The sequence below is a fragment of the Rhodococcus sp. NFXS4 genome (assembly GCF_058139645.1).
Genome location: NZ_CP192221.1, coordinates 102874 through 125525, shown reverse-complemented (window position 1 = coordinate 125525; position 22652 = coordinate 102874). Strand labels below are relative to the sequence as shown.

The 22652-nt window shown below is 69.5% G+C and carries 17 protein-coding genes and 1 pseudogene; 13 read left to right on the top strand and 5 right to left on the bottom strand.

What is annotated here, in order from left to right:
- Position 1 precedes the first annotated feature (1 nt).
- Entirely contained in the window at positions 2-2857 is a 2856-nt protein-coding gene (leuS, locus tag J4E04_RS00605; RefSeq protein WP_490149682.1) for a leucine--tRNA ligase, read from the bottom strand.
- 66 nt (positions 2858-2923) lie between these two features.
- On the opposite strand from leuS, the gene J4E04_RS00600 reads away from it, so the two are divergent.
- Entirely contained in the window at positions 2924-3337 is a 414-nt protein-coding gene (locus tag J4E04_RS00600) for an SdpI family protein (RefSeq protein WP_490149681.1), read from the top strand.
- Between the two features lies 1 nt (position 3338).
- The gene (locus J4E04_RS00595) at positions 3339-4337 is read left to right on the top strand and encodes a bile acid:sodium symporter family protein (protein ID WP_490149680.1); all 999 of its coding nucleotides are present in this window, start codon (positions 3339-3341) and stop codon (positions 4335-4337) included.
- Here the strand turns inward: J4E04_RS00595 and J4E04_RS00590 are convergent.
- Both J4E04_RS00590 and J4E04_RS00585 read right to left on the bottom strand, forming a co-directional pair.
- Positions 4312-4713, bottom strand: a complete 402-nt coding sequence (locus J4E04_RS00590) for a hypothetical protein (protein ID WP_027505977.1) — start codon at positions 4711-4713, stop codon at positions 4312-4314. The two genes, J4E04_RS00595 and J4E04_RS00590, sit on opposite strands and share 26 nt — an antisense overlap.
- Before the next feature lie 82 nt (positions 4714-4795).
- On the bottom strand, positions 4796-5689 hold the full coding sequence (locus tag J4E04_RS00585; protein ID WP_204869424.1) for a glucose 1-dehydrogenase: 894 nt from the start codon (positions 5687-5689) through the stop codon (positions 4796-4798).
- A 73-nt stretch (positions 5690-5762) separates the two neighbouring features.
- Between J4E04_RS00585 and J4E04_RS00580 the strand changes: the two genes are divergently transcribed.
- Positions 5763-6392, top strand: coding sequence for a UdgX family uracil-DNA binding protein (locus J4E04_RS00580; RefSeq protein WP_027505975.1), 630 nt, complete (start codon positions 5763-5765; stop codon positions 6390-6392).
- Between the two features lie 145 nt (positions 6393-6537).
- Positions 6538-7817, top strand: a pseudogene (gene gad / locus J4E04_RS00575) (glutamate decarboxylase).
- Between the two features lie 14 nt (positions 7818-7831).
- On the opposite strand, the gene J4E04_RS00570 reads toward gad, so the two are convergent.
- Positions 7832-8437 carry a YqgE/AlgH family protein gene (locus tag J4E04_RS00570; RefSeq protein ID WP_204869425.1) on the bottom strand — a complete coding sequence of 202 codons (606 nt, stop codon included), beginning with the start codon at positions 8435-8437 and terminating at the stop codon, positions 7832-7834.
- 73 nt (positions 8438-8510) lie between these two features.
- Between J4E04_RS00570 and J4E04_RS00565 the strand changes: the two genes are divergently transcribed.
- Positions 8511-9851, top strand: coding sequence for an MFS transporter (locus tag J4E04_RS00565; RefSeq protein WP_490149679.1), 1341 nt, complete (start codon positions 8511-8513; stop codon positions 9849-9851).
- Here the strand turns inward: J4E04_RS00565 and J4E04_RS00560 are convergent.
- Positions 9796-11247: a CCA tRNA nucleotidyltransferase gene (locus tag J4E04_RS00560; protein WP_490149678.1), complete on the bottom strand. Its 1452-nt coding sequence runs from the start codon at positions 11245-11247 to the stop codon at positions 9796-9798. The genes J4E04_RS00565 and J4E04_RS00560 overlap by 56 nt on opposite strands.
- Positions 11248-11325: 78 nt before the next feature.
- On the opposite strand from J4E04_RS00560, the gene J4E04_RS00555 reads away from it, so the two are divergent.
- The 8 genes from J4E04_RS00555 (at position 11326) to J4E04_RS00520 (ending at position 22644) form a co-directional block, all read left to right on the top strand.
- Positions 11326-12018, top strand: a complete 693-nt coding sequence (locus J4E04_RS00555; protein WP_490149677.1) for an NUDIX hydrolase — start codon at positions 11326-11328, stop codon at positions 12016-12018.
- Complete coding sequence (locus tag J4E04_RS00550) at positions 12015-14429, top strand: DUF6049 family protein (RefSeq protein WP_490149676.1); 2415 nt, start codon at positions 12015-12017, stop codon at positions 14427-14429. The genes J4E04_RS00555 and J4E04_RS00550 overlap by 4 nt, the downstream gene beginning before the upstream one ends.
- Before the next feature lie 126 nt (positions 14430-14555).
- Positions 14556-18377, top strand: a complete 3822-nt coding sequence (gene murJ, locus J4E04_RS00545) for a murein biosynthesis integral membrane protein MurJ (protein ID WP_490150595.1) — start codon at positions 14556-14558, stop codon at positions 18375-18377.
- 76 nt (positions 18378-18453) lie between these two features.
- Complete coding sequence (gene sigM / locus J4E04_RS00540; protein ID WP_056440861.1) at positions 18454-19032, top strand: RNA polymerase sigma factor SigM; 579 nt, start codon at positions 18454-18456, stop codon at positions 19030-19032.
- Positions 19033-19092: 60 nt separating this feature from the next.
- Positions 19093-19770 (top strand): hypothetical protein, encoded by a 678-nt coding sequence (locus J4E04_RS00535; RefSeq protein WP_490149675.1) that lies wholly within the window; start codon positions 19093-19095, stop codon positions 19768-19770.
- 134 nt (positions 19771-19904) lie between these two features.
- Positions 19905-20894 carry a thioredoxin-disulfide reductase gene (gene trxB, locus J4E04_RS00530; RefSeq protein WP_490149674.1) on the top strand — a complete coding sequence of 330 codons (990 nt, stop codon included), beginning with the start codon at positions 19905-19907 and terminating at the stop codon, positions 20892-20894.
- A 45-nt stretch (positions 20895-20939) separates the two neighbouring features.
- Entirely contained in the window at positions 20940-21272 is a 333-nt protein-coding gene (gene trxA / locus J4E04_RS00525; RefSeq protein ID WP_027505953.1) for a thioredoxin, read from the top strand.
- A gap of 187 nt (positions 21273-21459) precedes the next feature.
- Positions 21460-22644: an N-acetylmuramoyl-L-alanine amidase gene (locus J4E04_RS00520; protein WP_027505952.1), complete on the top strand. Its 1185-nt coding sequence runs from the start codon at positions 21460-21462 to the stop codon at positions 22642-22644.
- The last annotated feature ends 8 nt before the right edge of the window (positions 22645-22652 follow it).

Sequence of the window (22652 nt, the reverse complement as noted above, 5' to 3'; positions counted from 1 at the left end):
GCTACAGAACGATGTTCACCATTCTGCCCGGCACGACGATGACCTTCTTCGGATCCTTGCCGTCGAGAAGCGCGACGATCTTCTCGTCGGCCAGGGCCACCGCCTGCACGTCCTCGCGGGACGCGTCGGCCGCCACCGTGATACGACTGCGCACCTTGCCGTTGACCTGGATCGGGTAGTCCACCGTGTCGTCCACGAGCCACTTCTCGTCGACCGTGGGGAAGGGACCGTGAGCCAGTGACTCGCTGTGTCCCAACGTCTTCCACAGTTCCTCGGCGATGTGTGGTGCGAGAGGAGCCAGCATCAGCACCAACGGCTCGACGGCGTCCCGAGGTGCGCCCTGCGGGTACTCCTTCGTGAGGTGGTTGGTGTACTCGATGAGTTTCGCGCCGGCCGTGTTGTCGCGCAGCGCAGCGTAGTCCGCGTCGACACCCTCGACGGTCCGGTTGAGTGCCTTCAGCGTGGCGTCGCTCGGCGTCGCGTCGGTGGTCCGGACAGCGCCGGTCTCCTCGTCGACCACCAGACGCCAGACGCGCTGCAGGAAACGGTGCGCGCCGACGACGTCCTTGGTCGCCCACGGCCGGGACGTGTCCAACGGACCCATCGACATCTCGTACATGCGCAGGGTGTCCGCGCCGTACTCGGTGAAGATCTCGTCGGGGGAGACGGAGTTCTTCAGGGACTTGCCCATCTTCCCGTACTCACGAGTGACGGGCTGCCCGTCGTGGAAGTACCCGCCGTCGCGCTCCTCCACCTCGTCGGCCGCGACGTAGACGCCGCGCGCGTCGGTGAACGCGTACGCCTGGATGTAGCCTTGGTTGTACAGGCGGCGGTACGGCTCCTTCGAGCTGACGTGCCCCAGGTCGAACAGCACCTTGTGCCAGAACCGCGCGTACAGCAGGTGCAGCACAGCGTGTTCCACGCCGCCGACATAGAGGTCGAGGCCGCCGGGGTCGTTCTCGCCGTGAACGTCGGGGCGCGGTCCCATCCAGTACGCCTCGTTCTCCGGAGCGCACATCTGCTCGGAGTTGGTCGGATCGATGTAGCGCAGCTGGTACCACGAGCTACCGGCCCACTGCGGCATGACATTGGTGTCGCGCGTGTACGTCTGCAGCCCGTCGCCCAGGTCGAGCTCGACGTTCACCCAGTCGGTCGCCTTCGCCAACGGGGGAGACGGCTCACTGTTCGCGTCGTCCGGGTCGAACGACACGGGTGCGTAGTCCTCCACCTCCGGAAGTTCCACCGGCAGAGCAGAATCCGGCAACGGGTGCGCCTTGCCCTCCGCGTCGTACACCACCGGGAAGGGCTCGCCCCAGTACCGCTGACGGGCGAACAGCCAATCGCGCAGCTTGTACTGGATGGTGCCCCTGCCGCGGCCCTCGGACTCGAGGTGCTCGATGACACGCGCCTTGGCCGCGTCGACGGTGAGGCCGTCCAGGAAATCGGAGTTGATCAGCTCGCCGTCGCCGGTCCACGCGGACTCGTCGACAGCGTCGCCCGAGATGACCTGCACCACAGGCAGTCCGAACTTCGTGGCGAACTCCCAGTCACGCTGGTCGTGACCCGGGACGGCCATGATGGCACCGGTGCCGTAGCCGGTCAGGACGTAGTCGGCGATGAAGACCGGCACCGACGCGCCGTTGACGGGGTTGACGGCGAAGGCGCCGGTGAACACACCGGTCTTCTCCTTGTTCTCCTGGCGCTCGAGGTCCGACTTGGCTGCGATCGCACGACGGTAGGCACCGACCGCGAGCACGGGAGTTCCCTCACCGTGCGTCCAGCGCTCGTCGGTGTCCGTCGGCCATGCCGCCGCCGTGATGTCGTCCACCAGCGGGTGTTCGGGTGCCAGCACCACGTAGGTGGCGCCGAAGAGCGTGTCGGGGCGGGTGGTGAACACGTCGATGTCGGCGGTGCCGGACCCGTGCGGCAGACCGGCGACGAACGTCACCTCGGCGCCGCGGGAGCGCCCGATCCAGTTGCGCTGCATCGTCTTGACCTTGTCCGGCCAATCGAGCAGATCCAGGTCGTCGATCAACCGGTCGGAGTACGCGGTGATCCGCATCATCCACTGGCGCAGGTTCTTCCGGAACACCGGGAAGTTGCCGCGGTCGCTGCGACCGTCGGCGGTGACCTCCTCGTTGGCCAGCACGGTGCCCAGACCGGGGCACCAGTTGACCAGCGAGTTGGACTGGTAGACCAGACGATGACCGTCGATGACGTCGCGACGCTCGGAGACCGAGAGATCGGCCCACGCACGCCCGTCGTCCAGAGTCCGAGCACCGGAGGTGAACTCCTCCTCGAGCTCGACGATCCGTCGTGCCTTACCGGCCTCGGTGTCGTACCAGGAATCGAAGATCTGCAGGAAGATCCACTGCGTCCAGTGATAGAAGTCGACGTCCGTCGTGGCGAGCGAGCGACGGGTGTCGTGACCGAGTCCCAGCCGCCCCAGCTGCCGGCGCATGTTGGCGATGTTCGCCTCGGTGGTGGTGCGCGGGTGCGTTCCCGTCTGCACCGCGTACTGCTCGGCGGGCAGGCCGAAGGCGTCGTAACCCAGCGTGTGCAGCACGTTGCGGCCCTGCATGCGGTGGTAGCGGGCGAACACGTCCGTCGCGATGTAACCGAGCGGGTGGCCGACGTGCAGACCGCTGCCGGACGGGTACGGGAACATGTCCTGCACGAACAACTTGTCGGTCGGAACCGGATCGCCGGTGCTGAGCTCGCCCACCGGATTGGGTGCGTCGAACGTCCCCTCGGCGGCCCACCGCTCCTGCCAGCGCGACTCGAGGGAACCCGCCAGATCCGCCGTGTAGCGGTGGCCGGGGGTCGTGTCGGGGGAGATGTCGCCGTGTTCACTCACCCGACCAGCGTAAAGCGTGACGATCCGCACGCGGACGCCCGGCCACGACGCCGTAAAGTGGTGCTCGTGATTGTCGTGTCCGTGATCCTTCTGCTCGTACTCCTCGTCAGCGCCGTGGCGCTGGGCGCGGTGGCGTTCCTCGGTCTGACCGGCCGCTTGAAGCGCAACTCCGTCGCCGGAGTCCGAACGGAAGCGAGCATGCGCTCGGACGAGACGTTCACCGTCGCCAACCGAGTCGCCGGCCCGACGACGGCCGCCGCCGCGGTCTTCCTGCTGGTCGGCGCAGTGGCGACCCTCGCGCCGGGCGGCATCTTCGGCGTGGTCGCCGCCGTGCTGACCACCGTCGCCGCGCTCGTCACCGCTGCGTACGGCGGTGCCATGGGCACCCGCGCCGCGGCCGCAGTGCCGGTCGAGGAGACCGGTGGATGCGGCCACAGCTGCATCTCGTGCAGCCTCAAGGACGCGTGCCAGCCGTCCTGACGTGGCGTTCTCCCTGACAGGCACCATCAGAGCGCTCGACGGCTTCGTCCTCGCGATCTCCGCTGCTGCCATCGCGGCCACCGTGTTCCCGGTCTCCGGCACCGCAGCGGACGTCCTGTCGTGGGTCACCACTGTCGGTATCGCGCTGCTGTTCTTCCTCTACGGAGTTCGACTGTCCCCTCGCGACGCTATGGACGGCGTCCGGCACTGGCGGCTGCACGGAGTGGTTCTCGCCTGCACGTACCTGCTGTTCCCGCTCCTCGGGCTCGGCGTACGGGTGCTCGCGCCGGGACTGCTGACCGACGATCTGTACACCGGGATGCTCTACCTCTGCCTCGTTCCGTCCACGATCCAGTCGTCGATCGCCTTCACCTCGATCGCCCGCGGCAACGTCGCCGGCGCCGTCGTCAGCGCGTCGCTGTCCAACATCATCGGAGTGTTCGCGACGCCGCTGCTGGTGGTCCTGCTGATGAGCACGACCGGCGGAGCGAGCATCGATGCCGGATCGATCGTCGACATCATGCTCCAACTCCTGCTGCCGTTCGTGGCCGGACAGTTCGCGAGGCGATGGCTCGCAGGACGGGTGGCGCGGCACCGGTCCACCACGCTGCTCGTCGACCGCGGATCGATCCTCCTGATCGTCTACGCCGCATTCAGTGCGTCACGGGTCGAGGGAGTCTGGGCTGCCACGACGCCGTGGCAGATCGTCGCAGTGGTGGTCTTGTGCAGTGCACTGCTCGCTGTTGTTCTCGCGGCGACAGCCGGGATCGCGCGAACATTGCGCATGTCTCGCGCCGACCGCATCGTCGTGGTGTTCTGCGGGTCGAAGAAGAGCCTGGCCAGCGGCATCGCGATCGCCTCCGTGCTCTTCGTCGGGCAACCCGTGGGAGTGATCGTGCTTCCCCTGCTGATCTTCCACCAGATCCAACTCGTGGTGTGCGCCGTCCTGGCGGGCCGCTACGAGCGCGAGGCGATCAGGGACGCTGCATCGACTTCCTGATCTCGTCGAGGCGCGCCTTGCCGGCCCGCTCCCGCTCGGCGAACTTCTCCGCCTCGGTGCGTCCGACCGCGCTCTCGGCGTCCAGCTCGGTGGAACCCACCGCGCGCCCCGAACGCCCGTCGATGCGTTCGCGCACCGCGTCGAAGGTGGGCACTCCGGCATCGGTGAACCCCGGGTCCGTCGGAACCTGGGGGATGTCGGTCACCGACGGCGTGCGCGGCACGATGTCGGGGTCGACGGACGCTTCCGGGGTGAGGCCCAGCGCGGCGTCGTACACCGCCCGCAGCGCCGGGCGAGCACTCGTGAGTGCAACGACGAGATCGAGTACCTCCGCATCGGGCAACGACGCGGCCTGGTCGGACGAGAAGTCGGTCATGTCACCAGGGTAGGCCCGAGAGCTCCGGTGATCGTGGACTTCCGACCCCGGAAAGCGGGGCCGGAAGTCGACGATCGGGCGACTACGGCGTCGGCATGCCGCCGTTGACGTTCAGCGTGTCGCCGGTGACGTACCCGGACTCGGCCGACGAGAGGTACACGTAGGCACCGGCCAACTCGGCGGGCTGACCCGCACGACCGAGCGGCGTCTCCTGGCCGAACTCGGGCAGCGCCGACGTGGGCTGTCCACCGGACGCCTGCAGGGGCGTCCAGAACGGACCGGGAGCAACGACGTTGACGCGAATCCCACGAGGAGCGAGTTGCTGCGCCAGCGCCTTGCTCATCGTGTTGATCGCCATCTTGGTCGTCGCGTAGTCCACGAGCCCCGGTGACGGCGTGTAGGCCTGGATCGAGCTCGTGTTGACGATGGTCGAGCCTGCCGGCATGTGCGGAACCGCTTCCTGGATGATCCAGAACAGCGCGTACACGTTGGTCTTGAACGTGGCGTCGAACTGCTCCGGGCTCAGGTCCTCGAGCTTCTCGACGTACTGCTGCTTGCCGGCGACGTTCACGAGAAGGTCTATGCCACCGAACTTCTCGACGGTGGTGCGCACGATGCCGCGAGCCGCGGACTCGTCCGTGAGGTCGGCGGGAGCGAGTACCGCGGTCCTCCCGGCGGTGCGCACCAGGTCGGCCACCTCCTGCGCGTCCTTCTCCTCCGACGGCAGGTAGTTGAGAACGACGTCGGCGCCCTCGCGGGCCAGCGCGATGGCGACGGCGCGGCCGATGCCGCTGTCCGCACCGGTGACCAGTGCCTTGCGCCCGGTCAGCCGGCCGGTGCCGCGGTAGCTGCCCTCACCGTGGTCGGCCTTGGGCTCGAGTTCCGCGGCGAGGCCCGGCGGATCCTGGTGCTGCTCGGGGTACCCGTCCTGTCGGTACTGGGTGACGGGATCGGTGAACGTGTACTGGTCGGTCATCGCCGTGGCATGCCCCGGCCGTGGGGGGTGCCAAACAGGTGTCACCGGGTCCGTGGCGGGTACCACCGAAGACATGGCCCCGAAGTTTCCCGGCGCAGGCACCTTCGTGCCCGAGTCCGACGATCTCCGCGTTCTCGCCGACGCCGCCCGCAGTTGCCGGGGATGCGACCTGTGGGAGCCCGCGGAGAACACGGTGTTCGGAGCCGGCACCCCGTCCGCTCGCATGATGCTCATCGGCGAGCAACCGGGGGATCAGGAGGATCGACGGGCACAGCCCTTCGTCGGCCCGGCGGGTGCGCTCCTGAATCGTGCTCTGGCGCAGGCGGATATCGACCGGGAGCTGACCTACGTCACCAACGCGGTCAAGCACTTCAAATTCACGCGTGCCGACCGCGGCCCGCGGCGCATCCACAAGAAGCCGCTGCGCTCGGAGGTCGTCGCGTGTCACCCGTGGCTCGAGGCGGAGATCCGCGCCGTCGACCCGTCCGTCGTGGTCCTCCTCGGCGCGACGGCGGCGCAGGCGATGCTGGGGACCTCGTTCCGGATCGGTGTCGACCGGGGGCGCGTCCTCGAGGTGGGCGAGGCGAGAGCTGTTGCCACCGCGCACCCGTCGGCCGTCCTCCGAGCGCCGGACGACGAACGCGATGCCGCGTTCGACGCACTCGTCGCCGATCTGCGAGTGGCCGCATCACTCCTGGAATGACACCGGAAGTTCACAGGCACCGCCTCCGTCACCGCAGTAGCGTGGCGTCGTGACGAGAATCCCGCGAGACGGAACGATCTCTCCTGCCTACACCGGGCGCTTGGCCAACGATCCCGTTCCGGCGCTGCGACTGCCGGACGACCGCATGGATCCCGACGTCACGTACCGCTTCATCCACGACGAGCTGATGCTCGACGGCAGTTCCCGTCTCAACCTCGCCACGTTCGTCACCACGTGGATGGAGCCCGAGGCCGAGAAGCTGATGGCCGAGACGTTCGACAAGAACATGATCGACAAGGACGAGTACCCGGCCACCGCGGCGATCGAGGAGCGGTGCGTCAACATGGTGGCGGATCTCTGGAACGCGCCCGGGCTCGACCCGACCGATCCGTCCAGCGCGACGGGCGTCTCGACCATCGGTTCGTCCGAGGCCGTCATGCTCGCCGGTCTGGCACTGAAATGGCGGTGGCGCGCACGTCGGACCGCGGCCGGTGCGGACACCGGTCGGCCCAACCTCGTGTTGGGGACGATGTCCAGGTGGTCTGGGAGAAGTTCTGTCGCTACTTCGACGTGGAGCCGAAGTACCTCGACATGGAGCCGGGCCGCTACGTCGTCACGGCCGACCAGGTGCGCGACGCCGTCGACGAGAACACCATCGGCGTGCTCGCGATCCTCGGGACCACGTTCACCGGCGAACTCGAACCGGTCGAGGAGATCTCGGCCGTGCTCGACGAGATCGCCGCGGCCGGCGGGCCGGACGTCCCCATCCACGTGGACGGAGCCAGCGGCGGTTTCGTGGTCCCGTTCCTGAACCCGGATCTGGTGTGGGACTTCCGGTTGCCGCGCGTGAAGTCCGTCAACGCCAGTGGTCACAAGTACGGACTGACCTACCCCGGCCTGGGATTCGTCGTGTGGCGCGAGAAGGAGGACCTCCCCGAGGACCTCGTGTTCCGCGTCAACTACCTCGGCGGTGACATGCCGACGTTCACCCTGAACTTCTCACGCCCGGGCAATCAGGTGATCGGTCAGTACTACAACTTCCTCCGCCTCGGCCGCGCCGGCTACACGGATGTCATGACCTCGCTGCGCTCGACCGCGACCCGCGTCGCCGACCACCTGCGCGAGCACGGCGACGTCGACGTCATCTCCGACGGGTCCGACATCCCGGTGGTGGCATTCGCGCTGCGGGAGAACTGCGGTTTCACCGTCTTCGACGTCTCTCACGAACTCCGCGCCCGCGGGTGGCAGGTTCCCGCGTACACCATGCCGGCCCGTGCCGAGTCGGTCTCGGTCCTGAGAATTGTTGTGCGAGAGGGCTTCTCGGCAGACCTGGGTAGGATGCTGTGCGAAGCGATCGACGCCGTCCTGGCGTCGCTCTCCACCGACGGCGACGGGCACTCGCACGCTCGGCACTTCGCCCACTGACGAGAACTTCGGTCTCAGTTCCGGTCGACGTCGATCGGGTGGGTCGCCAGCATCGCCAGCGGCAGCGGCTGACGGCGCAACACCTGCGCCCACAGATCGACGCGCGGCGGGCCCACGACGTCGGACGGCAGCGCGGACACCACCATCCAGTCGTCCCGCTCGAGTTCTCCCTCGAGCTGCCCGAGCGTCCATCCCGAGTAGCCGGCGAAGATGCGCATGCCCTCCACCAGCGGGGCGATCGCAGCCGGGTCGGAGTCCAGGTCGACCATCACGACACGGCCGTCCACTCGACGGATGCCCCGCACGTCGTCGACGTCCACGCCGGACCGCAGCGTGGCCAGACACAGTGCGGAGTCGCGTTTGACGGGTCCGCCCACGTAGAGCGCTTTCGGGGACGCAGCGAGATCCGACCACTGCGGGAGCACGGTGTGCACAGCGGTCTCGCTCGGCCGATTGATGACGACGCCCAGGCTGCCGGCGTCGTTGTGCTCGATGATGTAGACCACGGTGCGACGGAACGTCGGTTCGACGAGTTCCGTGGACGAGACCAGCAACGATCCCGGCCGCACCACCTGATCGGCCGACGCGGTCCGGTCCTCCGGTTCTTCTGCGTGTGCCACCTCCTCATCATGGCACCGGCAGCCTCGACAGTGCGAGAGATGACGCGCCGAGGCGGCGGTTAGTGTCACCCGCGTGACCCGAACGGAGCGGACCGGCGCCGTCGACGCGCTGCGATCCGTCCGACACGAGCCCGGAGCACCTCGTCTGGTCGCGCTGCGTGTCGCCTCTCAGTTCGGCGACGGCATGTTCCAGGCCGCCCTCGGAGGCGCCATTCTCTTCGACCCACAGCGCGGCGGCGATCCCGCTGCGATCGCCGCCGGCTTCGCGGTGCTCTTGTTGCCGTACTCGCTGATCGGCCCGTTCGCCGCGCGGATCCTCGACCGCGTCGATCGAGCGACCGTGCTCGCCCGCGCAGGCATCGTGAAGTCGCTCCTCATCCTCTGCGCCACCGGGCAACTCGTCGCGGGCGCCTCGACGACGGCCGTCCTGATCACGGCCCTCGCCGTCGTCGGAGTGAGCCGGTTCGTCCTGGCGGGCCTGTCCGCGTCGCTACCGCACGTCGTTCCGGTGCGATCGCTCGTCGCGACCAACGCCGCCCTGGTCACCGTCGGCGCAGTCGTCTCCGCCGTCGGCGCGTCGGTGGCTGTCCTGGTGCTCGGACTCGTCGGGCCGTCGGATCGGGCCACGGCCCTCGCGACGGCCGTGTCCGCCGTCGGTGCCGTCGCGGCGACTCTCCTCGCGCGCGGCTTCGCTTCCGGACGGCTGGGTCCCGGCGCCGCCTCGGTGTCCGCCCCGACCCGCCGCGTTCTCGCCGACTGGGTGTCCGGCTTCGTCGCGGTGCGCCGTACCCCGTCCGTCGCCGCCGCGCTGGTGGGAGTGGGTGCCCACCGGGTTGCCTTCGGCATCGACACCCTCGTCATGGTGCTGGTGCTGCGCGAGGGCGCGCGCTCGTCCGTCCTGCCCGGCGGTGTGGCGGGCTTCGGGTTGACGGTGGGTGCCGCCGCGGCGGGCATGTTCCTCGCCGCACTCGGCACGCCCGTTCTCCTGCCGCGCCTCGGCCGCACGCGCACCGTGGTCGGTGCGCTGGTCCTGGCCACGCTCACCCAGGCCACCCTCGTCGTCGGGCTGGTGCCGGACCTGCTGATCCTCGCGGCCTTTCTCCTGGGGTTCGCAGGTCAAGCGGTCAAGCTGACCGCCGACGCGGCCATGCAGACGGACATCGACGACGACACCCGCGGACGCGTCTTCGGAGTACAGGACACCGTGTTCAACGTGGCGTTCGTCGGCGCCGTGGCGGGCGCGGCCCTCGTGATCGGTCCGGGGTCGACCGCGGTCGACACGTCCGCAGCCATCGTCTGCGTGGTCGCCGGCGTCGTCGCCTACGCGGCGGCAGCGGCGATCGCGCTCCGGATCGGCGTCAGGACCTCGCGGCCCACCACGCCAGGAGCTCCTTCTCCGCATCCTCACGACTGAGCGGCCCGCGGTCGAGACGAAGCTCCTTCAGGAACTTCCACGCCTCTCCCACCTGCGGGCCGGCCGGAATGCCGAGCAGTTCCATGATGGCGTTGCCGTCCAGATCCGGACGCACCCTGGCCAGGTCCTCCTGCTCGGCGAGTGCCGCGATACGCCGCTCGAGATCGTCGTACGTCGCCTGCAGGGACGCTGCACGGCGCTTGTTGCGGGTGGTGCAGTCGGCGCGGACCAGCTTGTGCAGCCGGGGCAGCAGATCGCCGGCGTCGGTGACGTAACGACGCACGGCCGAATCGGTCCACTGACCCTTGCCGTAGCCGTGGAAACGCAGATGAAGGAAGACGAGCTGCGCGATGTCATCGGTCAGCTTCTTCGGGAACTTCAGTGCGCGCAGGCGGCGACGCACCATCTTGGCGCCCACCACCTCGTGGTGGTGGAAGCTCACCCCGCCGCCGGGCTCGTTGCGTTTGGTGTCGGGCTTGCCGATGTCGTGGAGCAGCGCCGCCCATCGGAGCACCAGGTCCGGATCGCCGTCCTCGAGGTCGATCGCCTGCTGCAGAACCGTCAGGGAGTGCTGATAGACGTCCTTGTGCTGGTGATGCTCGTCGATCTCGAGCGTCATCGCCGGCACCTCCGGGAGGATGCGTGCCGCGATCCCCGTCTCGCACAGGGCGTCGATGCCGTCGACGGCGAACTCGCCGAGAATCAGCTTGTCCAGCTCGGCGGTGACGCGTTCGACCGTGATCCGGTCGATCTGCTCCGCCATGTTCTCGATCGCCGCGCGGACCCGCGGCAGCATCGTGAAGCCGAGCTGGGCGACGAACCGCGCAGCGCGCAGCATCCGGAGCGGATCGTCGTCGAAGGACGCCTCCGGGGTGGTCGGCGTGTCCAGGACTCCCTCGAGCAGCGCGTCCAGGCCACCCAGGGGATCGACGAACTCGCCGGCCCCGTCCGGCCCGATCCCCACCGCCATGGCGTTGAGTGTGAAATCGCGCCGGACCAGGTCGTCCTCGAGCGTCGAGCCGTACTGCACGATCGGATTCCGGGACACCCGGTCGTACTTGTCGCTCCGGAACGTCGTGATCTCGATCTGCCGACCGTGCTTGACCGCACTGACGGTGCCGAAGTCGATGCCGGTGTCCCACTGATGGTCGGCCCAGCCCGCCAGCAGCGCCTGCACGTGCTCGGGCAGAGCGTTCGTCGTGAAGTCGAGGTCACTGCTCAAGCGGCCCAGGAGAGCGTCCCGGACGCTCCCGCCGACGAGGTACAACTCGTGGCCCGCCGCAGCGAACAGCGACCCCAGTGGACCGAGGATGTCGTCGTGCGCGCGCAGGGCCACGGCACCCGACGCGAGGAGCCGTGCGCGGCGGTCCGGATCGGTGGCAGGCGGGGGAGGCACGACGTCACACCCTACCGAGGCGCGCACTTCGCGGTGCGTCCCACCGGGAGCAGGGCGGACGGAACTAGTATCGATCGGGTGTCCGGTGCCGAGCGAGCCAAGAGAACACGTCGCGGTGTGCGACGGCGTCCTCGTGCCGCCGCCGACCCCGGAACACGAGGGGCCGACAAACCCACACTGCGCACCGTTCGAGAGACCTCGGCCGGCGGCCTGGTCGTCGACGGACTCGACGGACCCCGCGACGGACTGTGCGCCGCCCTCATCGGTCGCACCGACCGACGCGGCCGCCTGCTGTGGTCGCTGCCCAAGGGTCACATCGAGCAGGGCGAGACGCCCGAGCAGACCGCCGAGCGGGAAGTGGAGGAGGAGACCGGCATCACCGGGTCCGTCCTCGCGCCCCTGGGAAGCATCGACTACTGGTTCGTGACCGAGGGACGACGCGTCCACAAGACCGTCCACCACTACCTGCTGCGATCCCTCGGCGGCGAACTGTCGGACGAGGACGTCGAGGTCACCGAGGTGGCCTGGGTGCCGCTCAGCGAACTGCACTCCCGGCTCGCGTACGCCGACGAGCGCAAGCTCGCCGAGCGAGCCGGCGAGATGATCGACTCGATGGCGCGCGAGAAGTCCGCCGACACGCAGAACCCCCTACCGGTCTCCGACCTTCCCGCACCATCCCGACCGGTCTCCGACCTTCCCGCCTCCCCCCGACCGGTCTCCGACCTTCCCGCCTCCCCCCGACCGGTCTCCGACCTTCCCGCCGCCGAATGACCCGGTCCGCACCGACGGCCCGGCGCCTCGCCGTGGTCATGGCGATCCTCGCCGTGCTCGCCTGGCTGACCGTCCCCGCGGGAGCGCAACCCTCCACCCCGCCCAGCGACCCCACCACGACGCGGAGCACACCGTCGCCCTCGGCCACGCTTGCGCCACCGGACACCTCGATCGACGGCACGTTCCTGTCGATCTCCGTCGACGAGGTCACGCCGACCACCGTCTCCACCAGCAGTGCGCCGGTCGTCACCGTCACGGGAACGGTGACCAACGTCGGGGACCGCGCGGTCAGCGACATCTCGGTCCGGCTGCAGCGAGCACCCGCGGTACGCACGGCCGACGAACTCCGGACCTCGCTCACCGAGGATCAGGACCGCTTCGACACGGTCGGGCCCTTCGAGTCGCTCACCGGCGACGGATCGGACACCGCGCTGCAACGCGGCGACACGCTGCCGTTCGAGCTGACCCTGCCGCTGCGCTCGACCACCGGACCGTCGCTGGGTCTGGATCGGCCGGGTGTCTATCCGATGATGGTGAACGTCAACGGCAACCCCGAGTACGGGCAGGAGGCACGGCTCGACGACGCCGCGTTCCTGCTTCCCGTCGCGGGTCTGCCGCGGGACACCACGGTGCTCGATCCGGCCGCTCCCGATGCCGTTCCGCTTCCACCGGACACGGGACGCCCCGTCGCCACGACGCTGCTCTGGCCGCTGGCCGACCGCCCACACCTGGCGGCGGGCCTGCCCGGCACCGTCGACGAGGAGGTGCGACTGAACGACGACGACCTCGCCGCCTCGCTCTCCGCCGGCGGTCGACTCGAAGGACTGGTGTCGGCACTGGAGTTCGCGACCGGACCGACCGTCGACACCGAGGGCGCACTCGCGTCCTCGACATGTCTCGCCGTCGATCCCGACCTGCTGGTCACCGTCTCGAGCATGGCGCGGGGCTACCTCGTGGTCGACGACCCGGCCGATCCCACCGGCCCTGCCTCCGAGGGCAGCGGCGCCGTCGCCGCCGCGTCGTGGCTCGATCGCGTCCGCACCCTCGCGTCCTCGATGTGTGTCACCGCGGTGCCGTTCGCCCAGACCGATCTCGCGGCCGTCGCCGCCGTGGCCGACCCGGTTCTGACCTCTGCCGCGATCACGACGCCGGCGGACGTCGCCGACTCGATCCTCGGAGTCACGTCCCGCCGCGACGTCCTGTGGCCGGACGCGGGTGCTCTCGACGATGCGGGGGCGGCCATGGTCGCGGCGTCGGGCCGGACGGTCGCACTGCTCGCACAGGACGCCGTGCAGACCGTCAGTACCCCCGACACGGTGACCCTCGCGACCGATGCGGGCACCCCTCCGCTGCGTGCCGCGCTCTACGACACCGAGGTCTCCACCGCGCTGTCCGCGGTGGGCGAGCACCCGACGACCCCGTCCGTGACACCGCGTGAGCAGGTGTACGACGTCGCCGAGGACTCGCGCACGGCCCGATTGCAGGACGCGCTCGGCGCGTTGCACTTCGACGCGCTGAACGCCGGCGCCCCGGACACGGTCGCTGCCACGGACGGCCCACGATCACTCACCGTCGCGCCGCCACAGACCTGGACTCCCGACCGCGACGAGGCCTCCGCGGTGCTCGGCACCATCGCGGGCCTGTTCCGTAGCGGACTCGCGACGCCTCGCTCCCTGTCCGACCTGCTGGCGGTCCCGCCTCCGCTGGAGGCGGCCGAGTCGGACTACCCGGACGCGGCCGTGGAGGACGGCGCACCGGCCGATGTCCGCGATGTCGTGGCTGCCCAGAACGCCCGCATCGGTGCGCTGGCGGCCGCGCTGATCGACGATTCGCGTGCCGCGATCTCGCCCGCGCTGTACGTCGCTCCGCTCCGGGAGGATCTCCTGCGGGCGATGACCACGTCGGACCGCCGGGGCGGGCAGCGCGGGGAGTCGGATCAGGCCGCGCGCCGCCGTGCCGCCGACGTCACCGCCGGCTTGGACCGGCTGTACGGATCCGTGACGATCCTCGCGCCCGGCGGTGTCTTCACCCTCGCCTCGGAGGCCAGCCCGCTGCTGTTGGTCGCGCGGAACGATCTGCCCATCGGCATCACCGTCGACCTGGCGGTCGACGCGCCCGACGCGATGCAGATCGAGAACATCGGCCCGCAGCAGCTGCCCCCACGGGGAAGTCGTTCTCTGCAGATCCCCGCTCGAGTGAGCGATTCGCGCAAGATGGTGGTGGAGTTCTCCCTGAGCACCACCGACGGGACGCGACTCGGGCAGGCTGCGACCGTCAATGTGCGGTCCAATGCGTACGGTCGTGCATTGGCGATCATCACAGCAGGCGCCGGTGCGCTCCTGCTGCTGCTCGCGGGCCGACGGTTGTGGCACCGGTTCCGGGGCCAACCGGATCCCGCCGACGAACAGTAAGGATTCTCGATGACGGGGAGCATTCCTCACGGGCGACGGGACGCCGTACCGCGGGCGCCTCGCGCGCCCTGGGAGCGCAGCTCCGATGGGGCGCAGCAGCGCAGCTCCGACGCGGCTCAGGATCCGATGATGGTGCCCACGAGCGTCGCGCCCCCGGTCCGTCCTGCCGCCCCGACCCGCATCCCCCCGGCCGCGGCGTCACCGCAGCCGGCGTCCGGCTCCAGCTCCTCCCGCCTGCTCTCCGCGACGGGTGCGATCGCGTTCGCGACGTTGATCAGCCGCATCACCGGATTCGCCAAGCAACTGCTGCTGGTGACGGTGCTGGGCACCACCGTCGCCACGTCGTACACCGTCGCGAGTGTCATCCCCAACATGATCGCCGAGCTCGTCCTCGGTGCCGTGCTGACGGCCATCGTCGTGCCGGTGCTGGTGCGGGCGGAGAGCGAGGACGCCGACAACGGCCGTGCTTTCGTGCGCAGGCTCTTCACGGCTGCGCTGACCATGCTGATCCTCGCGGCGGTGCTGGCGACGGCCGCGGCGCCACTGCTCACGCGCTACGTCTTCCTGTCGGAGGACGGCCAGGTGAACACGGGTCTCACCACCGCACTCCTTCTCCTGCTGTTGCCCGCGATCCTGTTCTACGGCCTCTCCGCTCTGTTCACGGCGATCCTGAACACTCGGCAGAACTTCAAGCCCGGTGCCTGGGCACCCGTGCTCAACAACCTGGTGGTGCTCGCCGTCCTGGTGATCTACCTCGTCGTACCGGGCGAGATCTCCCTCGATCCGGTGCGCATCAGCGACCCGAAGCTGCTGGTGCTGGGCGTCGGCATCACGCTCGGCGTCGTGGTCCAGGCCCTGAGCCTGGTGCCCGCGCTGCGGCGAAACAAGATCGATCTGCGCCCGCTGTGGGGGCTCGACGACAGGCTGCGTCAGTTCGGCGGCATGGCCGTCGCGATCGTGCTCTACGTCGTCATCAGTCAGGCCGGCATGGTGTTCGCGACGCGCATCTCCTCGCACGTCGACCCCGCCGGCCCGCTCATCTACAACCAGGCCTGGATCCTGCTGCAGCTGCCGTACGGCGTGCTCGGCGTGACGGTGCTGACGGCGATCATGCCCCGGCTCAGCCGCAACGCCGCCGCCAAGGACACCCCGGCCGTCGTCGACGACCTGTCGGTGGCCACCCGGATGACCATGCTCGCGCTCATCCCGGTCATCGGCTTCCTCACCGTGGCCGGCCCGCAGGTCGGCGAGGCTCTGTACGGCTACGGCAACTTCGGCGCAGCCGACGCCGAGCGACTCGGCGAAGCCGTCAGCTGGTCGGCCTTCACCCTCGTTCCCTACTCGCTCGTCCTGATCCACCTGCGGGTCTTCTACGCCCGCGAGCAGGCGTGGACGCCCACGTGGATCGTTCTCGGCATCACCGGCGTCAAGATCGCGCTGTCCGCCCTGACGCCGTTCCTGGCGACGTCGGATCGATCCGTGGTCCTGTTGCTCGGCGCGGCCAACGGTCTCGGCTACATCACCGGGGCGATCATCGGATGGATGCTGCTGCGTCGCAGCCTCGGCGAACTACGACTCGCGGGAGTCCGGCGCACGGTCGCGGCGACGCTGATCTCCACCGCGATCGGCATGCTCGCGGTGTTCGCGGCCGACACGGCCCTCGGGCTCGACCGTCTGACCGGACCGGGCGCGCTGCTCCGCGTCGCTTTCGACGGCGCAGTCATGCTGCTGATCACCGGTCTGTGCCTGTACCGGGCACGGATCCCGGAAATCGAATCCATCACCGTCGCGGTGGCGCGTCGCCTCGGCCGCGCCCCGGCCGTGACGTCCGGACCTGTGACGACAGCGCATGTCGGGACCGATCCGATGTATGCGGAGACCGAGTTGATCCCCGCGATCGGCGGCCCCGACATGCCCCCGGTGGGTCGGCCGACCGAGGGGTTCGGTCGGGCCACCGGCGCGGGTCGGCTCCCGTACCCTGACAGGCGAGTGGACCCGCGAGCACACGGCGGGTCCCGCGCGCCGATGTACACCGGAGACGAGTCGGAGACGACGATCATCCCCGCGTACACCGGCGCGTTCACGACCAGTAGTGACGAAGGAGTGTCAGTGACCGACGACGAGGGTGCACGGGGGCGTACGCCGTCCGAGGCCGAGGACGCCGCTCAGCCCGGTGGCGTGTCCACCGACGACCGTCGCGTCGCCGACTCCGATGCCGCCACCGGGTCGTCCGAGGACACCGACCGGCAGCACGACGCGTCCACCACGGATCCGATCGAGTCGAGCCCCGACGTGTCCGGCCAGGGCGACGTCACCGAGACCGAGCGCACGGCCGACGAGACCGAGTCCGGACTCGTCGACACCGGCGTCATGCCGGTCGGATCGCCCACGCTGCCCCCGGCCGTCCCCGTCGCCGAGTCGCCCCGCACACCGTTGCGCGGACCGAAGCTCATCCCCGGCGCGTCGGTCGCCGGCGGGCGCTACCGCCTTCTCGCACCGCACGGCGGCGCACGCGGCCTCAAGTTCTGGCAGGCCCACGACGTCAAGCTCGACCGCGAGGTGGCCCTGACGTTCGTCGACGCCGACCAACGATCGACCGGCGACGCCCCCGAGCGCGCCGACGGCCCGCAGGCCGTGCTGTCCCGGACTCTGCGCCTGGGCCGGATCAACTCGCCCGGCCTCGCCCGCGTCCTCGACGTCGTCCGCGGCAGCTCGGGCGGCATCGTCGTCGCGGAGTGGACTCGCGGACGATCCCTGCGCGAGATGGCCGACACGGAACCGTCGCCCCTGGGCGCCGCCAACGCCATCAAGTCGCTGGCCGCTGCGGCCGAGGCCGCCCATCGCGGCGGCGGCGCATTGTCCATCGACCACCCGGACCGTGTGCGCATCAGCATCAAGGGTGACGCCGTTCTCGCGTTCCCGGCCACCTTCGGTGATGCCGATCCCGGCTCCGACGTACGCGGACTGGGCGCGATGCTCTACGCCCTGATCACCGCGCGGTGGCCCCTGGGCGACCCGTCGGGCCCCGCGACCGTCGGCGGGATGCGCATCGCCGATCGCACGGCGTCCGGTGCGGCCGTCGAGCCCCGCGACATCCGCCCCGACGTACCGTTCGAGATCTCCGCCGTCGCCGTGCGTGCCCTCGAGCAGAACAGCGGCATCCGGACCGCCGCCACCGTGCAGCACATCCTCGGCCAGGCCGCGGTGGTCAACGAGAAGACCGAGATGATCCCCGCACTGCGGCTGGGTCAACGGCCGCCCGGATCGACCGGTCACGCACTCGCCGACCCCGACGACGAGCCGCCCGCGGACCGCTCCAACGTCATGGTCGCCGCGTTGGTGGGCCTCGGAGTCCTCACTGTCGTGGTGCTCGGCCTCGTCGGCTGGTGGCTCGCCAACCTGTTCGCCGGCGGCGGTTCCGACGAACCTCTCACCGAGCAGAACTTCGGGCTCACGACGTCCGCGTCGGCTCCGGCCGCGCCCGGAGAGGCGGCACCCGCGCCGACCACCGTGCCCGTCGCTCTGTCGTCCGTCGACGTCTTCTCGCCGCAGGGCACCCCGGACAACCCGGGCACCGTCGACAACGTGGCCGACAACGACGCGGGGACGGTGTGGGAGACGGACTCGTACTTCAACCCGTTCCCGTCCCTCAAGTCCGGCGTCGGCATCATGGCGACGCTCGACCAGGAGACCACTCCCGCCAGCGTCTACGTGAACTCGCCGTCGCCCGGCACGGTCGTCGAGATCCGGTCGGCCACCAGCGCGACACCCAGCCTGGACGAGACCCAGGTGATCGGGTCCGCGACGCTCGGCAACGGCCTCACCGACATCGCCGTCACACCCGACGGACCCGTCCGGTACGTGCTGTTCTGGATCACGGATCTCAGCACATCCGGTGGCGGCAACCAGAGCACCATCGCGGACATCGGGGTCTCCGCAGCATCCTGATCGCCGCGTGTCGTGCGCTGTCACAACAGATTTCGTGACCAGCTCGGACGGTTCGTTTCTGGGCTAGCCTCCGCGGGTGCGACAAATCGGGGGAGTCGCGGGTGGTGAGGCCACGGACGGCGAGCTGCTCGCGGCGCACATCGCGGGGGACGCGACGGCTTTCGCCGTGCTCGTACGGCGCCACCAGGACCATCTCTGGCTCACGGCACGGAGGGCCAGCTACTCCGCGGAGGACGCGGCGGACTCCCTCCAGGAGGCGCTGCTGTCCGCGCACCGCACCGCCGCCTCGTTCCGTGCGGACGCCGCCGTCCGCAGTTGGCTGCACCGGATCGTCGTCAACGCGTGCCTCGACCGCATCCGCCGCAATCGCGTCCGACCCACCGTGCCGCTCGGGGAGGAGACCCGCGAGCCACGTGATCCCTTCGACCGCTACGCCGACGTCGATCTCTCCCTCGTCGTCGAGAAGGCACTGTTCTCACTCCCTCCCGACCAGCGCGCCGCGATCGTCGCCGTCGACATGGAGGGGTACTCCGTCGCCGATGCCGCCGCGGCGCTCGGGGTTCCCGTCGGCACGATCAAGAGCCGTTGCGCCCGGGGCCGTCAGAAGCTCGCCGTCGTCCTCGCCTCCGTCCGTGTGCAGAACTCGGACGAGTGAGGGGAACCGGGGACCCGCCGCGGGCGTCCAATCTGTCATGGCGACAGACGAGGCGGTGACGTGTCCGTGACCGACCGCGCTCCCCTCACTCCCGACCTCCTCGCCGACCTGCACGCGGGCCTGCTCCCGGAGGACGAGGCCGCCCGCATCCGCGAGCGCGTCGAGACCGATCCCGAGGCAGCGGCCCGTCTGGCCGATCTGGACGCCGTCGTCGACATGGTGCGCGCACGGGGCGCCGATCTCACCGCCGGTGTCATGATGCCGCCCGACGTCGCCGCGCGACTGCACGGCGCACTCACCGGAGTACCGCGGGACGAGTTGGCGGCACGACGCTCGGGCCGACGCACCCGGATCCCAATCATCGCGGCGGCCGCTGCGATCGTCGCGCTGGTGGGGGCCGGTGCTGGCCTGGCACTCGCGTCCATCGAGACGGTCGGGGGCGGTGATCAGGTGATCGCCTCCGCCCGGCCACTCGACGACCGCACGGTGTTGTCCGTCGTCGGGTCGGTCGATCGAGGCCGCTTCGTCGATGCCGCCGTACTGGCCGGTTGCCTCGAGGCCAACGGCATTCCGGCGTCGGCCACGGTGGTCGGATCCGGACCGGTCACCCTGGACGGCATCGAGGCGACCCTTCTCGTCACGGCCGGGACCACGCCCGGTTCGCTCGTCGCAGTCGCTGTGGGCGACTCCTGCGGTCCGGACGATCCGGACACGGTCTCGCGCGCGGAGATCGGCTGACACGCCCGGTGCCGTCGCCTCGGGCCGCCTGCCTCGAGTGAGGGAACAACGTCTCCTGACCTAGTGTTGAGGGCATCAGAGGGCGAGCGCTGGAGCGCCGACCCTGGTTCCACACACGATCTCGGAAGGCGAAGATGACTACTTCGGACATCCACGACCTGATCATCGTCGGGTCCGGTCCCGCCGGCTACACCGCTGCGGTGTACGCCGCTCGCGCGGAGCTGAAGCCCCTGGTGTTCGAGGGCACCCAGTTCGGCGGCGCGCTGATGACCACGACCGAGGTGGAGAACTTCCCCGGCTTCCGTGACGGCATCATGGGCCCCGACCTCATGGAGCAGATGCGCGAGCAGGCCATGCGTTTCGGCGCCGACATCCGCACCGAGGACGTCGAGGAGCTGTCACTGACCGGTGATGTCAAGACCGTGACCGTCGACGGCACCGAGTACCGTGCCCGCGCGATCATCCTGGCCATGGGTGCCGCCGCACGCTACCTCGGTGTTCCCGGAGAGCAGACGCTGCTCGGCCGCGGCGTCTCCGCGTGTGCGACATGCGACGGCTTCTTCTTCCGCGACCAGGACATCGCCGTCATCGGTGGTGGCGACTCCGCCATGGAGGAGGCCACCTTCCTCACCCGTTTCGCGCGCTCGGTCACCATCGTGCACCGCCGCGAGGAGTTCCGTGCGTCGCGCATCATGCTCGAGCGCGCCAAGGAGAACGAGAAGATCACGTTCGTCACCAACGCCGACGTCGTCGAGGTGCAGGGTGAGTCCGGCGTGACGGGTCTGAAGATCCGTGACACGGGATCCGGTGAGGAGCGCGTCCTCGATGTCACCGGCGTGTTCGTCGCCATCGGCCACGACCCCCGCTCCGAGCTCGTCCGCGGACAGGTCGGGCTCGACGACGCGGGCTACGTGGTGGTTCAGGCGCCCACCACGTCCACCTCCATCGACGGTGTCTTCGCGGCCGGCGACCTGGTGGATCACGTCTACCAGCAGGCCATCACCGCGGCCGGTACCGGCTGCGCCGCGTCCATCGACGCCGAGCGCTGGCTCGCCGACCAGGGCGACATCACCGAGAACACGCTCGAGAACGCCGACCGCGACGTCGACGTCGTGAGTGTCTGAGCACCGTCCATCCCGCTACGTCCGGCACACGAGAGGCACGAGAACATGACCGACAAGAACACCGTCACCATCAGTGACGACACCTTCGCCACCGAGGTCCTGCAGAGCGAGAAGCCCGTCCTGGTCGACTTCTGGGCGACGTGGTGCGGACCGTGCAAGATGGTCGCACCGGTGCTCGAGGAGATCGCCGGAGAGCACGCGGACAAGATCACCGTCGCCAAGCTCGACATCGACGCGAATCCGCAGGCAGCGCGTGACTTCAAGGTGATGTCCATCCCCACCATGATCCTGTTCCAGAACGGTGAGCCCGTGAAGACCATCGTCGGAGCCAAGGGTAAGGCCGCGCTGCTGCGCGACCTGGACGGCGTCCTCGCCTGACCTGACATTCCCGCACCACCACACGCCCGGCCTGTGCATGACACGCCGGGCGTGTGTGCGTTCTGCGGCCGGGACGATTGTGGGAGGAGCATGATCTTCTGAGACAATCGTCCATCAGGAACACCCACCGGGGACGTGTACCGCCGGTCGCCGTTGCGACCGGTCACGAAGAAGGGTCGACGACAGTATGAAGCCACTCCGCCACGGCGATCGAGGTCCAGCCGTCGCGGAGGTCCGGGACATCCTCTCGGGTCTCGGCTTCCTGCCTCCCTCGGCCGCGGTGGACGGCGACACTGCCTGGGCGGAGCCGGACGTCCTGTTCGACGCCGCTCTCGACGAGGCCGTCCGCGCGTTCCAACAGCAGCGCGGTCTCCTGGTCACCGGCGAGGTCGACACCGCCACGTACCGCTCGGTGAAGGAGGCATCCTTCCGACTCGGCGCCCGCACCCTGATCTACCAGCTCTCCGCTCCGCTGTACGGCGACGACGTCGCCACCCTGCAGCGTCGCCTGCAGGACCTGGGGTTCTACAACGGACGGGTCGACGGCTACTTCGGTGGCGAGACGCACGAGGGTCTGTCGTCCTTCCAGAGCGAGATCGGACTGTCGCCCGACGGCATCTGTGGACCCGCCACCCTGCGTGCCCTCGACCTGCTCGGCACCAGGGTCACCGGCGGATCGCCGCACGCGATCTCCGAGGAGGAGCTCGTCCGTCGGTCGGGACCGCAGCTGACGGGCAAGCGCATCGTGATCGACCCGGGACTGGGTGGCGTGAACTCCGGCATGGTCGTCCAGACCCCCGACGGTCCGCTGACCGAGGAGGCGATCCTGTGGGATCTCGCCGGACGGCTCGAGGGGCGCATGGCGGCGACCGGTATGGAGACGTACCTGTCGCGTGCCCGGTCCGCGGATCCCAGCACGGCTGAGCGTGCCGAGACCGCCAACGGTATCGGCGCCGACCTCATGATCTCGCTGCGCTGCAGCAGCTACCCGTCGCCGGTGGCGCACGGTGTGGCCAGCTTCCACTTCGGCAATTCACACGGCTCCGCGTCGCTCATCGGTCAGGTGCTCACCAGCTACATCCAGCGTGAGATCGTGGCGCGGACCTCGTTGCAGGACTGCCGGAGTCACGGTCGCACGTGGGACCTGCTGCGTCTGACCAACATGCCGACCGTGCAGCTCGAGCTGGGTTACCTCACCAGCCACGAGGACGTCGAAGTACTCGCCGATCCGCGGATGCGCGACATCATCGCGGAGGCCGTCCTCGTCGCGGTGAAGCGCCTGTATCTCCTCGGCCAGGACGATCAGCCGACGGGAACGTTCACCTTCGCCGAGCTGCTCGCCTACGAGCTGTCTGTCGCCGAGGGCGCCTGACACTCCTC

What these genes read in the sequence shown, in the direction of transcription:
- J4E04_RS00590 (WP_027505977.1), bottom strand. Translation starts at nt 4,713, where the DNA reads ATGACCGACTTCTCGTCCGACCAGGCCGCGTCGTTGCCCGATGCGGAG.
- J4E04_RS00585 (WP_204869424.1), bottom strand. Translation starts at nt 5,689, where the DNA reads ATGACCGACCAGTACACGTTCACCGATCCCGTCACCCAGTACCGACAG.
- J4E04_RS00580 (WP_027505975.1), top strand. Translation starts at nt 5,763, where the DNA reads ATGGCCCCGAAGTTTCCCGGCGCAGGCACCTTCGTGCCCGAGTCCGAC.
- J4E04_RS00550 (WP_490149676.1), top strand. Translation starts at nt 12,015, where the DNA reads ATGACCCGGTCCGCACCGACGGCCCGGCGCCTCGCCGTGGTCATGGCG.
- murJ (WP_490150595.1), top strand. Translation starts at nt 14,556, where the DNA reads ATGATGGTGCCCACGAGCGTCGCGCCCCCGGTCCGTCCTGCCGCCCCG.
- trxB (WP_490149674.1), top strand. Translation starts at nt 19,905, where the DNA reads ATGACTACTTCGGACATCCACGACCTGATCATCGTCGGGTCCGGTCCC.
- trxA (WP_027505953.1), top strand. Translation starts at nt 20,940, where the DNA reads ATGACCGACAAGAACACCGTCACCATCAGTGACGACACCTTCGCCACC.
- J4E04_RS00520 (WP_027505952.1), top strand. Translation starts at nt 21,460, where the DNA reads ATGAAGCCACTCCGCCACGGCGATCGAGGTCCAGCCGTCGCGGAGGTC.